This window comes from Dyella caseinilytica (assembly GCF_016865235.1).
Classification (GTDB): Bacteria; Pseudomonadota; Gammaproteobacteria; order Xanthomonadales; family Rhodanobacteraceae; genus Dyella_B; species Dyella_B caseinilytica.
The window spans coordinates 3,753,987-3,767,037 of sequence record NZ_CP064030.1; the positions used below are offsets into that span (position 1 = coordinate 3,753,987).

General features: G+C 62.1%; 11 protein-coding genes. 8 read left to right on the forward strand and 3 right to left on the reverse strand.

Going from position 1 to position 13,051, the window contains the following annotated elements:
- Positions 1 to 221: 221 nt before the first annotated feature.
- Complete coding sequence (locus ISN74_RS16635; protein WP_188800278.1) at positions 222 to 1,166, reverse strand: alpha/beta fold hydrolase; 945 nt, start codon at positions 1,164 to 1,166, stop codon at positions 222 to 224.
- A gap of 113 nt (positions 1,167 to 1,279) precedes the next feature.
- Here ISN74_RS16635 and ISN74_RS16640 point away from each other — a divergent pair, with 113 nt between their 5' ends.
- From ISN74_RS16640 to ISN74_RS16660, 5 genes are all read left to right on the forward strand, one after another.
- Positions 1,280 to 1,858 carry a TetR/AcrR family transcriptional regulator gene (locus ISN74_RS16640; RefSeq protein ID WP_188800279.1) on the forward strand — a complete coding sequence of 193 codons (579 nt, stop codon included), beginning with the start codon at positions 1,280 to 1,282 and terminating at the stop codon, positions 1,856 to 1,858.
- Between the two features lie 177 nt (positions 1,859 to 2,035).
- A complete protein-coding gene (locus ISN74_RS16645; RefSeq protein ID WP_188800280.1) occupies positions 2,036 to 3,811 on the forward strand; it encodes a phosphoenolpyruvate carboxykinase (GTP) in 1,776 nt (591 codons plus the stop codon).
- Between the two features lie 200 nt (positions 3,812 to 4,011).
- Positions 4,012 to 4,557 carry an RNA polymerase sigma factor gene (locus ISN74_RS16650; protein WP_188800281.1) on the forward strand — a complete coding sequence of 182 codons (546 nt, stop codon included), beginning with the start codon at positions 4,012 to 4,014 and terminating at the stop codon, positions 4,555 to 4,557.
- Entirely contained in the window at positions 4,557 to 5,015 is a 459-nt protein-coding gene (locus tag ISN74_RS16655; RefSeq protein ID WP_188800282.1) for a hypothetical protein, read from the forward strand. The genes ISN74_RS16650 and ISN74_RS16655 overlap by 1 nt, the downstream gene beginning before the upstream one ends.
- Positions 5,016 to 5,036: 21 nt before the next feature.
- Positions 5,037 to 5,951 carry a DUF4097 family beta strand repeat-containing protein gene (locus tag ISN74_RS16660; RefSeq protein ID WP_188800283.1) on the forward strand — a complete coding sequence of 305 codons (915 nt, stop codon included), beginning with the start codon at positions 5,037 to 5,039 and terminating at the stop codon, positions 5,949 to 5,951.
- Positions 5,952 to 6,092: 141 nt separating this feature from the next.
- Here the strand turns inward: ISN74_RS16660 and ISN74_RS16665 are convergent, their stop codons facing one another.
- Positions 6,093 to 6,998: a hypothetical protein gene (locus ISN74_RS16665; protein ID WP_229679330.1), complete on the reverse strand. Its 906-nt coding sequence runs from the start codon at positions 6,996 to 6,998 to the stop codon at positions 6,093 to 6,095.
- A 306-nt stretch (positions 6,999 to 7,304) separates the two neighbouring features.
- Here ISN74_RS16665 and ISN74_RS16670 point away from each other — a divergent pair, with 306 nt between their 5' ends.
- On the forward strand, positions 7,305 to 10,193 hold the full coding sequence (locus ISN74_RS16670; RefSeq protein ID WP_188800284.1) for a bifunctional diguanylate cyclase/phosphodiesterase: 2,889 nt from the start codon (positions 7,305 to 7,307) through the stop codon (positions 10,191 to 10,193).
- A gap of 41 nt (positions 10,194 to 10,234) precedes the next feature.
- On the opposite strand, the gene hslO is transcribed toward ISN74_RS16670, so the two are convergent.
- Complete coding sequence (gene hslO / locus ISN74_RS16675; RefSeq protein WP_188800285.1) at positions 10,235 to 11,128, reverse strand: Hsp33 family molecular chaperone HslO; 894 nt, start codon at positions 11,126 to 11,128, stop codon at positions 10,235 to 10,237.
- A 116-nt stretch (positions 11,129 to 11,244) separates the two neighbouring features.
- Between hslO and mtgA the strand changes: the two genes are divergently transcribed.
- Together mtgA and ISN74_RS16685 are read left to right on the forward strand one after the other, a co-directional pair.
- Positions 11,245 to 11,991 carry a monofunctional biosynthetic peptidoglycan transglycosylase gene (gene mtgA / locus ISN74_RS16680; RefSeq protein WP_188800286.1) on the forward strand — a complete coding sequence of 249 codons (747 nt, stop codon included), beginning with the start codon at positions 11,245 to 11,247 and terminating at the stop codon, positions 11,989 to 11,991.
- Positions 11,992 to 12,064: 73 nt separating this feature from the next.
- Positions 12,065 to 13,033 carry a glycosyltransferase family 2 protein gene (locus ISN74_RS16685; protein ID WP_188800287.1) on the forward strand — a complete coding sequence of 323 codons (969 nt, stop codon included), beginning with the start codon at positions 12,065 to 12,067 and terminating at the stop codon, positions 13,031 to 13,033.
- Positions 13,034 to 13,051 lie beyond the last annotated feature (18 nt).

A 13,051-nucleotide genomic window follows, 5' to 3' on the forward strand; every position in this document is an offset into this window, starting at 1 on the left:
CGTTGCAAGTTGCTTAACCGCCGGCGCCCACTGGGACACTGACGGGTTCCAGGCGAGAGCCTGCCCAAAGCCTCCACATGGCCCGCGTTGCGTTTGAGCGGCTGTCAGACGGTAGTGTGCGATGCAGGCCTGACTGGTCAGGTCAAATCGCACGTTATCGTATGGCGGCCGCTCAGACGCAACCCTTCGGGCCGGATCTGTTTGCCCACATGACTGCGTCATCACTCGGTTGTGTATCGACATACACGCCCTCGTTCTTCCTTGTCCTGCGCGCAAGCAGCTTCCGGCGCGGGCCATGTGGAGGCTTTGGGCAAGCTCGTAATAAAGCCTGCTATCTGGGCCGTGAATGCATCGTTCGCATCGCCGGCCAGCATATGGGTAGCGCCTGGCACTTCGGCATGCCGTGCATGCGGTACCAGGGCCAGAAATTCATCGACCGTGTGGTGAGAAACCACATCGCTGCGTTCGCCGGAAAGCAGCAGCACCGGCACCTCGACCTTGGCGGCAGCGCTCAGCAAACGCGGTTGATAACGCTCGCTCTCGCTTACCAGTCCACCGGCCAGCAAAGCCGGATCCCAGTGCCAGCGCAGACGCCCATCGGCGCCTTCGCGCAGCAGCGGACGCAATTGCTGTTCGCTCTTCCGTTCGCGCCGTTGTGGCAAGTACGCCGCAATCTGCTCGGCCGCTTCGGCATAACTGGCGAATCCGTCGGGATGCGCTTGCATGAACGCAAGAATGCGCTCCACACCCGAGGTTTCCCAGCGTGGCGTGATATCCACCAGCACAAGCGCGCGGAACGGCGTGGGCCGAATTTCACCGGCCGCCACCAGACCAAGCAAGCCGCCCATCGACGCCCCCACCAGGATCGGCGGCTCAGGTTGGGCATGTGCCAGGCTCAGCAGATCGTCCACAAATTGCTGCATGTGGTACTCGCCACCTGGCACGCGGTCGCTTTCACCGTGGCCACGGCTATCGAAGCTCACACAGCGGCAGCCGTGGGCGGCCATCGTAGCCGCCACCGCATTCCAGGCCCCGCGGGTCTGGCCAAAACCATGCGCAAACAGCAACGTCGGCTGGCCCGTTGCGTTGCGCACATCCACGGCCAGGGCGAGGCCGTTGGCCGTGTCGTGGGAGGTTCGGGTAGGCGAATGCTTATCCATACGCATGAGTATGGATTGCTCAGCAGGCTGGCGTCAACCGGCCCAGCTCTCCCGCTTCAGGGCCTGCGAAAAGGCCAACGTGGCCACAGTTTCTCGCCGGTCTGGGCTACCATACGGGTATGAATGTCCGTCAAAAACCCGAACGCGCGCGCCTTTCCGCTGAAGATTGGGAAGATGCCGCCCTCAGTCTGATTGCCGAGCAAGGCGTCGGCGCGCTGGCCGTGGAGGCTCTCGCCCGCCAGCTCGGCGTCACCAAAGGCAGCTTTTATTGGCATTTCCGCACGCGCGAAGCCCTGCTTCAGGCTGCCCTGGAGCGCTGGGAGCAGTATGGCGAGCGCGAAGTCATCAGTCAGATCGAAGCTATTCCCGACCCGCGTGAACGCCTGCCGGAACTTTTCCGCCGCGTTGCTCACGAGCTGCAGCCGCACCGGGTTTATGCCGCGTTGCTGAAAGCGCTGGATCACCCGCTGGTCGTGCCGGTGATGGCGCGAGTCTCCAAGCGGCGTACGGAATTTCTTCACACGGCGTACACCGAGGCCGGGCTGGAAGTGGGTGAAGCGCTCAATCGCGCTCGCCTGACCTACGCCGCCTATGTCGGCTTCCTGCAGCTGAATTTCACACTCGGTCTGCCAAGGTTGAGCCATGAAGAGTTCGACACTTACGTCGAGCACATGATCGCGACCCTGATCCCGGCCTAAGCGCCGGGAATCGAAAATAGAGCGTCGGGAATCGCAAAAGCAGGGTATCCCCTGCTTTTAGTCATTCCCTATTTACGCTTGTCCATCTCAGGCATTGCTGCACGTAACCTTGCAATGCCAGTTTCCGTAACTTACCGTCTTATCTCCTTTTTGTGGGTAGACCAAGGCGAGGGAAACATGACGAGCATGCTCGATTCGCTCGAACGATGGGTTCATGACGTGGCGGCTATGACCCGCCCCGCGACGATCCATTGGTGTGACGGTTCCGATACCGAATATCGGACGCTGGTGCAGCAGATGCTGCAGAGCGGAGATCTGATCGAACTCAACCAGCAGACCCATCCGGGCTGCTATCTGCATCGATCCAGCCCGTCCGACGTGGCGCGCGTGGAGCACCTGACTTTCGTTTGTACCAAGGACGAAGCCGACGCAGGCCCCAACAATCACTGGATGGCCCCGGCCGATGCGCACGCCAAGATGGATGCGCTGTTCGAAGGTTGCATGGAAGGTCGCACCATGTACGTGATTCCGTACTGCATGGGACCTATCGATTCACCGCTGTCACGTTGCGGTGTCGAAATCACCGACAGCCCCTACGTGGTGGCAAACATGCGCACCATGACGCGCATGGGCGCGGCCGCGCTGGCTCGCATCGAGCGCGAAGGCCACTTCGTGAAGGGACTGCACTCCACCGGCGAACTCGATCCAGAACGCCGCTTCATCATGCATTTCCCGGAAGAGCTGTCGATCCAGTCGTACGGTTCCGGCTATGGTGGCAATGCTCTGCTCGGCAAGAAGTGTCATGCGCTGCGCATCGCCAGCCACCAGGCACGTAGCGAAGGCTGGTTGGCCGAGCACATGCTGATCGTCGGTATCGAAAATCCGCAAGGCCAGACGCATTACATTGCGGCAGCCTTCCCCTCGGCGTGCGGCAAAACCAATCTGGCGATGCTGATTCCGCCGGAGGGTTATCGCAAAGCTGGCTGGCGCGTGTGGACAGTTGGCGACGATATCTGCTGGATGCGCCCTGGCGCCGATGGACGCTTGTACGCGATCAATCCGGAAGCCGGCTTCTTCGGCGTGGCGCCCGGCACCAGCGACAGCAGCAACCCGAACGCGCTGACAACCATCGCGCGCGACACCATCTTCACCAACGTAGCCGTCACAGCTGACAACCAGCCATGGTGGGAAGGTCTGCCGGGCACGCCGGTCACTGACTGGCAAGGCCGTCCGTATGACTCCGCCAACGGTCCGGCTGCGCATCCGAACTCACGCTTCACCGTCAGCGCCAAGCAGTGCCCCACGTGGTCACCGAAGGCCGAGGATGCGCAAGGCGTGCCGATCAGCGCGATCGTGTTCGGTGGCCGCCGTCCCTCGCTGCTGCCGTTGGTCATGGAAGCACGCGACTGGACTCACGGCGTGCTGATGGGCGCGGCAATGGGTTCGGAAACCACGGCCGCTGCTACCGGCGCCGTCGGTGTGCTACGCCGCGACTCCATGGCGATGAAACCGTTCTGCGGTTATCACTACGGCGACTACTTCTCGCACTGGCTCTCGTTCGACAAACCGAGCGCCAAGCTGCCGAAGATCTTCCACGTGAACTGGTTCCGCAAAGGCAAAGATGGCAAGTTCCTGTGGCCCGGCTTCGGTGAAAACCTGCGTGTACTGGAATGGATGATCGCCCGTGTGGAAAACAAGGTCAGCGGCGCTGAAACGCCGATCGGCACCCTGCCCGCGCACGGCGAACTCAAACTCGAAGGTTTGAACCTGCCGCGCGAGACGCTGGCTGAACTGCTTGAAGTCGATCAGGCCGGCTGGCAAGCCGAGCTGCATGCCATTGGCGAATACCTCAACAGTTTTGCCCCACGTCTGCCGGCGCGCCTGCGACAGGAACAGCAACGCGTCGCCCAGGCGCTGGAAACCTCTCCGGCGCGCAAGGCGGCCAACGCCTGATGCTCTGCGTCCTCTCCCCACCGGGGGAGAGGACTGCGGTGAGGGGCCGCTCTTGCGACGATGGTTACCATTTCGCAAAATTGCCCCCTCATCCCATCCTTCTCCCTGATGGGGAAAGGGTTAATCCTCTAAACCCCAGAGCCCTCACCTGCATCCAAGCTAGCAAGATGATTGCTGCTTGCATCGCCAACGGAAGCGCCATGCCGCCTGCGCTCGCTGCGGGACACAACGATACAGATGACGTGCGCGCGGCCGCCGCAGGCGACCGACAGGCGTTCCAGCGCCTGTATCGCCTGCATGTCGGCCGTATCCATGGCGCCATGTTGCGGTTGTCCGGCTACGATCACGCGCGGGCCGAAGATCTGACGCAAGATGCCTTCGTGCGCGCTTGGCAGAAACTGGACAGCTTCCGCGAGCAGAGCGCATTTGGCACCTGGCTTTACCGGTTGGCGGTGAACGTGGCACTGATGGACATCCGGGCGCGGGGCGCCGATCCGGTCGGCTATGTCGACGAGGACAGCGTTCCCGAGCATGGCGAGACCCCGTTCTGCGCTGCCGAACGCCAGGAGCTGGAACGTGCGATCGGCAAGCTCCCGCCGCGGGCTCGCGCAGTACTGGTTTTGCACGACGTGGAAGGCTGGCGCCACGAGGAAATCGCCGGCGAACTGGAGATGGCAGTAGGGTCGTCCAAGGCGCAACTGCATCGAGCACGTGGCTTGTTGCGCAAAGCGTTGGGAGAAGTGTGATGAACGAATTCGAATGGCTGCGCCAGATGCGCGACCTCAATCAGCCGGCCACCCCGCGCAACGATCTATGGGCGCGTATCGATGCCGAACTCGACGGCACGAGTCAAACCAAGCATGTGGTCGTCACACCGATCAGGCCGCCACGCCGCCACCACGCCTGGGCCGTGGCCGCCAGCCTCGCTGCCATGTTCGTACTGGCCTGCGGCATCGTGTGGCATGCGCAAACGATCCAACCCGCCGTCTCCCCCACTCTTACCGCGATGACCGCCAGCAATACCTTGCCGTGGAAACCCAGCGATCCGCGCCTGGCTGGCGCCGCCGTCGAACTGGATGCCGCGCGCATGGAATTGCAACAGGCCATCCAGCAAGCTCCCGACTCGCCCGCCCTGCAGCGCCTGCTGCAGCGGACCGATGCGCAGCAGGCCACGCTGCGCGAACTTGAAAAACATGCCGGCTGAAGCATCCAGGAAACAATAACGATGAAAAACGTCCGCTATCTGCCGCTGCTGTGCTGCCTGTGCTGGGGAGGACAGGCGCTCGCCGAAAGCCAGCTCGATCTGAGCCACCCTGCCGCGCCCACCGTGCACGTGGAAATCACCAACGTCAAAGGCGAAGTGACGATCACCGCATGGGATCGCAACGAGGTCCATGTCGGCGGTGAGCTTGGCAGCGGCGCGCAACCGCTGACCATCGATGGTAGCGAGAACAATCTGTCGATCAAGGTGCAGGCGCAAGGCCATAACGGCTGGCTCAACTGGGGTGGCGACAATGCCATGTCCGATTCAACGCTGGACGTGAATGTGCCGCGCGGCGCCTCCGTAAAGGTCAATGTGGTCAGCGCACCACTGAGCGTCGATGGCATTGATGGCGGCGACATCGCGGTGAATTCGGTGAGTGGTCGCGTGCGCATCCATGCGCAGACACCAGCGCTCAACGTGGTGACAGTGAGCGGCAACGTCGCTTTCTCCGGTCATGCGCAGCGCGCCAAATTGCAGACCGTGAGTGGCGACATTCTTGCCCCGTCACTTGGCCAGTCCGTCGATCTGCAAACAGTGTCCGGTCGCATCCAGGCTAACGGAGGCCCATGGCAACAGCTGAGCCTGAGCACAGTCTCCGGCGATGTGCAGCTCACCGGTGGACTCGCTACCGGCGGCAGCATGAGTGTCGACAGCATGAGCGGCGATGTGCAATTGCAATTCCCTGCCTCACTTTCCAGCAGCATCCACGCCAGCACCTTCAGCGGCGATCTGCGCAGCGATTTCGGTACGCCCACGCAGCCCGAGCATGGACCGGGCAGTCACCTCGAAACCGTGGCCGGTAGCGGCGACGGCAAGATCAGCATCGAAACGTTCAGCGGCGATCTGAGGATCAGGAAATCCGGAAGCGGCGAATAAGACCAAGGAAACGGCCTCCGGATGATGGCTGGAGCAGAAACGAAAACGTGACGATGAATGATCACGTTTTCCATTGCCACCACTGCAAACGCAAACGCCCCCGGCATAACCGGGGGCGTTTGCGTTTGTAATGTCAGCGAATCAGAGATCCTGGTGATACTGCACGTAAGGGGTACGTGACTGATCCGGTTCCGGCGGCCCAACCGGTGTATTCGTGTTGTTGCCCGATGACCACAGATTCTGCGCACCAAAGCTCAACGAACCCTGCCACGGCAGACGCCAGGTGACACCCAGGTCGATGCTGTTCCAGCGACGATCCGCGGTGTACGCGCCAGGCAACCCAATACCGGGTTCCGGTTGCATGGTGCGGCCGATAATGCTGCCGCTGATCGGGCCGTGATCGATACCGAAGCTCAGCGCCTTCTGGTCGAGCGTGGTCAGTCCCATCAAGTTGCCCGGCAGCAGGCGAATACGGCCCATGCTTGCACCAAGCAACACGCCACTGTTGTTGTTGAACGCGAAGCGACCGTTCGCATTGACTTGCGTGCTGCTGTCGAAATCCTGCAAACCATTCACGCCAGTGACGGCACCCGGCAACACGCGTGGCAGCGCCGTGGTGTTGGGCACCTGATCCTGCGCAACACTCACACCAAGACTGTAGCGTCCGGCGTTATAGGTAGCGCCCACTTCACTGCCGATAATGCGCGGCTGGTTGACCCAGGAGCGCTGCGTAACGCCAGCCTGCGCGGTGACATTCGGCGTGATGCTGTATTGCAGGCTGCTCGCATTGACCGTGCCGCCCGAAAGTGGATTGAGCGACAAACCGGCATTGCCTTGCGCTTGTGCGCTGGCCGTCGACGTGCTCTGTGACTGCACCAGCAGGGAACCCTGCGCAGGCTGACCGGTTTGCGAGAGCGCCTGTTGTTGCTGCAGCCACGCCATGTTGCTGGCCTGATCACCGCTCAGCGTCTGCCCTGCCGCAAGAAGCGGCACGCAGAGCAGCGGCAATGTCAGCAACAGTCGGCGCATGAGATTGGCGATTGGCATTACAGACCCGACCACCCCTCTCGGAGGGGCGGACTCCCGAGAATCAGTGTACCCCATTTTACTTTTTACTAACACCCTAAAAAGGGCATTTTTCTGTGCGGCAACGCGCCAAAACCGGCCTCCGGACAAGCACTTGCTGGCACGGTGGATGCATGGACCGCCCTTAGAGCCTGTCCAGGATCCCGGCACAGCCGGAATCTTGGACGGGTGTTAGCTCAGCATGCTTTCCCTAGGCGATAGCGACATGACACGATCATCACGCGATATAGTCATTCCTTATACAGCGCATGGACCCGCTCACTGACCATGAGTTCACTGCCTGACAGCCCCCATTTCACGTCTTCTTCACCGGAAGCCATTCCGGCCGGGCTGCGTGAGACCATGGAGCGTCTGTTCCGGGCCGTTGACGCCGGCAACGTGCTGGACATCTGCCAGGGCGCCCTGCGCCACCTGGGCCTTCAGGGCGAGCTTCGCTGGCTGCCCGCGGAATCCGGCGAGCAGCCTCCGCCCGGCCAGCTGAACCTGGCCAGAGATCCGCAAAGCCTGCAGACCCTCGCCTTCATCGGCGATCCGGCCAGCCTGAACGAGGCTGTCAGCGCCGACCTGGGCTGGTTGGGACGGCTCGCCGGCACGCGCCTGCGTCAGCTGAGCGAAACAGGGCGGCTCTATGAAGCCATCTCCCGCTTGGCCATGGCCGAACGCCTGCAGCGCGCTTTATATGCCATCGCCGAACTGGCCGGCACCGCCCACAACATGACCGAGATGATGCAGTCCCTGCACGCCATCGTCGGGATGCTGATGTATGCGGAGAACTTCTACATTTTCCTGTACGACCCGGCCACGGACAGCGTGCGCTTTCCGTACTACGTGGACACAGTCGACCAGAAACCGCCGCTCCCGGACCAAAACTATCCCTTGCAGGACATGCGGCACAGCCTGACCTGGAACCTGCTGCAGAACGGCCAGCCGCTCATGGGCTCGGTCGAGGAACTCTCGCGGCAACTGGAAGGCCGCTTCATCCTGGTCGGGCCGCCCTGCGAACACTGGCTGGGCGTGCCGCTGCTGCGCGGCAGCCAGGTGGTCGGCGGCATCGTCGTGCAGACCTATCGCACAGATACGCGCTACACCCGTCATGACCGCGACCTGCTGAACTACGTCGCCCAGCACATGCAGACCGCGCTGGAACGCCGCGAAGCGCATGCCGAGCTGGAACGCCGCGTAGCCGACCGCACTGCCGCGCTACGCGCCACCAACCGCGTGCTGCGCCAGCAAGTGTTGCAGCGCCAGCGTGGCGAGCGCTTGCAGTCGGCCTTGTTCCGCATCGCCGAACTGGCCAGCGCGCCGGAAAGCCAGCAGAACTTCTACGCCGCCGTGCATCGTGTGGTGGGCGGATTGCTCTACGCTCGCAACTTCTACATTGCGCTGCTCGACGAAAGCGGTGAGAACATCACCTTCCCCTACTTCGTCGACGAGATCGAAACCACGCGCGCGTCCCGCCAGATCGCCAATGGTGCGACCGAATACGTACTCAAGCACGGCAAGCCGCTGCTGGCCGATCGCGAAACCTTCGACCGCCTCGTCAAAAGCGGGGAATGCGAGCAAGTCGGTGCCAAGTCGGTGTGCTGGCTGGGTGTGCCGCTGGTGTTGGATGACAAGGTCATGGGCGTACTGGTGGTGCAGAGCTATTCGCCCAAGCACATCTATGACACGCGCGACCAGGAATTGCTCACGTTCGTGAGCTATCACATTGCCAACGCGCTGCAGCGTAAGCAGACCAGCGAATCGCTGAAACAGGCCTACGTGAACCTGGAACGCCGCGTCACCGAACGCACGCGCGCGCTCGCGCTGGCCAATCGCGACCTGCGCGAACAGATTGCTGAGCGCGAACGCGTCGAGCGCCGGCTGATGTACGAAACCTTGCACGATTCGCTGACCGGCCTACCCAATCGCACCCTGCTGCTGCAACGGCTCGGACAGGCCTTGCAGGCCTATCATGCTGATCCGAACAAGCTGTTCGCGGTGCTGTTTATCGATCTGGACCGTTTCAAAGTGATCAACGATTCGGTTGGCCACCTGATCGGCGATGATCTGCTGTTCCAGGCCGGCAGTCGCATCCGCGCCTGCTTGAAAACGCGCGATCTGGTAGCGCGATTGGGCGGTGACGAATTCGCCGTGCTGCTGGAAGGCATTAGCGATGTGAGCAAGGCCAGCGTGGTTGCCGAGCGCATCATCGCGGAATTGCACGTACCGTTCCGACTCGGCATCAAGGAAATCTTCACCTCTGCCTCGATCGGCATTGCGCTGCCCGGCCCGCATTACCAGCAGCCGGAAGAGTTGCTGCGTGACGCTGACGCGGCGATGTACCGTGCCAAGGATGAAGGCCGTCATCGCGCCGCCGTGTTTGACGACCGACTGCGCCGTGAAGTGCTGTCGCTGCTGGAAATGGAAGGCGATTTGCGCCGCGCTCTGAGCCGCAACGAATTCGTGCCGTTCTACCAGCCGATTGTCAGTCTTGATGACGGACGCACCGTGGGCTACGAAGCGCTGCTGCGCTGGCGTCACCCCGATCGTGGGCTGCTCTGTCCTGGTGATTTTCTCGCGGTGGCCGAAGAAAACGGCAGTGCGGAAACGATCGATTGGCAGATCTTCGAGCAGGTCGCCTCGCAAGCGAGCAGGCTCGCCGGCCAGGACGGTTTTGTGAGCCTCAATGTTTCAGGCCGCCATTTCCGCCAATCCGATCTGGACGACCGCCTGCTTGACCTGTTGCGCGCGCATCGCGTCAATCCGCATTCGTTGCGCATTGAAGTGACCGAACGCACGCTGCTGGAAAACCCGGCGCAGGTCAAACGCATCCTCGACAATCTGCGCCAGCACGGCGTAGGCATTGCACTGGACGATTTCGGCACCGGCTACTCATCGCTCAGTTATCTGCACCAGTATCCGATCGAAACGCTGAAGATCGATCGCACCTTCATCACCGAACTTGCCAACGCCGGCAGCCACAGCCTGCCTGTCGTGCGCGCCATCCAGGTGCTCGCCGATTCATTGCAGATGCAGGTAATTGCCGAAGGTATCGAAGATGAAGCGCAGCGGCAGGCACTGCGCAACATCGGTTGCCGTTACGGCCAGGGCTTTCTATTTGCCCGGCCTCAGGCGGTGGAAGTGTGGGTGGGGCAAGCTAGCACCGTGGGCTGAGGCGGCGTGCAGGATCGATGGGATTGAACCCATCGATGCATTTACTGGACGGTAGAACTGCTGGTGGTGCTTCCGCTCAGCAGATGTTGCGCATCCACCCGATCGAACGTGTAGGTGCGTGCGCAGAACTCGCAAGTCACTTCGATGGTGCCCTGCTGCGCTTCGAGGGTCGCTTCGATTTCATCCTGCCCGAGCGAGCGCAGCATGGATTCCACGCGTTCCCGCGAGCAGCTGCAACCGAACGCCAACGGTCGCGGTTGGAACAGCCTTACCGTCTCTTCGTGATAAAGACGATAGAGCAATTCTTCGGGTGGCGTGGTGAGCAACTCCTCGCGGCCCAAGGTCGCAGTGAGATGCTCGATACGCGGCCATGCATCCTCGTCGTGCACCGCATCGCGGCCGCCTTCGCCCGGCAGCTTCTGCAGCATCAGTCCCACTGCGTGTTGACCATCGGCGGCCAGCACAATACGCGCCGGCAACTGTTCGGACTGCCGGAAGTAGTTTTCGAGCGCGCCCGCCAATTCAGCGTGGCCGAGGTCGACCAAGCCCTGATAACGCTGCCCGCGCTCGGCATGGCCAATGGTGATCGCCATGATGGCGTCAGGCAGATCGTTCAGCGGCAGGGGCGTCGGCAAGTCGCCATTCCAGCGCGCCAGGCCGCGCAGACGCCCCGTGTCGGAGCACTCCGCGAACAGCAGCCGCAGTGCACCCGCACTCTTCAATTCGATCGACAGTGCGCCTTCGAGCTTGATATTGCCGGTCAGCAGCGCGCTGGCAGCCAGCGATTGGCCCAGCAGTTCGCGCAGAGGCGCCGGATAGTCCGCACGGCCCGCCACTTCGCGCCAGGCCGCCCCCAGCCGAACGATCACGCCCCGAACGCCGGCGCGTTCGAGCAGAAAACGATGGAGCACATCCTCGACAAGCACGGTTTCCACGTGGATTTACCTCTCAAAAGCTCAAGCGACAGTAAATGGGGATTCGCCTGGGACCCGACAATAGCCCATTAAGAATCGCCGCTTATAATCCGGCGGGTTTTTCTACATGCTGGGCCATGGCTCATTTTCCTCCATTCCGCCGTCTGCTGCGTTACGTGGGCATCCTGATCCTGTCATGGGTGGCATTGAGCTGGTTCGTGGTGCTGGTGCTGCGCTTCGTGCCGCCCTGGACGTCTGCGGTGATGATGGAGCGCCAGTTGGACGCGCTGACCCATGGCGAGAAGGATTTCCACCTGCAGCACCACTGGGTGCCCTGGTCGCGCATTTCGCCCTGGGTGCCTATCGCGATGGTGGCCGGGGAAGACCAGAAATTCCCGTTCCACCACGGTTTCGATTTCGATTCCATCCAGAACGCGATCGATGCCGCCGATGACGGCAGGCGCCTGCGCGGCGCCAGCACGATCAGCCAGCAGACCGCCAAGAACCTCTTCCTGTGGAATGGCCGCAGCTTCGTACGCAAGGGACTGGAGGCGTATTTCACGGTGCTCTTGGAGCTGACCTGGCCGAAGCAGCGCATTCTGGAGGTGTATATGAACATCGCCCAGCTAGGCGATGGCATTTACGGGGTGGGTGCGGCCAGCGATGTGTTCTTCCACGCGTCGCCAGCACAACTTGGTCCGGCGCAAGCGGCGCGGCTGGCTGCCGTTCTGCCCAACCCGGATCGCTTTCTGGTCGATCGCCCCAGCGCTTATGTGATGGAGCGCAGCCGCTGGATCGAGCAGCAGATGAATCAGCTTGGCGGCCCGGCCTATCTGCGAGGCCGACAACCCCCACGTGACACCGAGCGGACGCGGCGACACTGACGCTAAATCGCCGAGTCTCGCCGCGGCACGCGCACTTCGCTAGCATTCCCGCCCTACCCTTTGGATCTTCGGCATGCCGCGACTTACCGTTGTCGTACCCGCCTACAACGAATCGGCCGTCCTGGCGGCATTCCATGAGCGGCTGTCCAAGGTGCTGGATCAGTTGCCGCTGCAGAGCGATGTGCTGTACGTCGATGACGGCAGCCGGGACGACACCTGGCAGATCATGCAATCCCTTGCCACGGCCGATCCACGCGTCGGCACGCTCAAGCTGTCCCGCAACTTCGGTAAAGAATCGGCGCTCACCGCCGGACTCGACCACGTGGACGCCGACGCTGCCGTGGTGATCGATGCCGACTTGCAAGACCCACCCGAGCTGATCCCGCAACTGGTCGAGCAATGGCAGGCCGGTTATGACGTGGTCTACGCCACGCGCAGCGCGCGCGCCGGCGAAACCGGTTTGAAGCGTTTCACCGCGGCCGCGTTCTACCGGACCATGGAGATGTTGTCGGACGTCGCAGTACCACGGGATACCGGCGATTTCCGACTGCTCTCGCGCCGCGCACTGGCCGCGCTGTCGCAGCTGCGCGAGCGACAGCGTTTCATGAAGGGACTGTTCGCCTGGATCGGCTACCGCCAGACCTCGATTAAATACATGCGCGATCCGCGCCTGGCGGGCATCACGAAATGGAATTACTGGCGCTTGATCCAACTGGCGATCGAAGGCATTACCTCGTTTTCCAGTGCGCCGCTGAAGCTTGCCACCTGGACCGGCCTGGCCGCGTCGGTGCTGGCCTTTCTGCTTGGACTGAAAGTGCTGATCAAGGCGCTGCTGGACGGCGACCCCGTGCCCGGCTACCCGAGCCTGATGGTCGTGGTGCTGTTCCTCGGCGGCATTCAGTTGCTCGCCATCGGCGTGATTGGCGAATACATCGGGCGCAATTACGCTGAATCCAAGCAGCGGCCGTTGTATTTCATTGAGGAAGAACATCTTCCCGCTGCCCGCGACCCACTTCACACCGGTGCCACGCCGGAGCGCTAGACTGTCCCTCACGCGGTC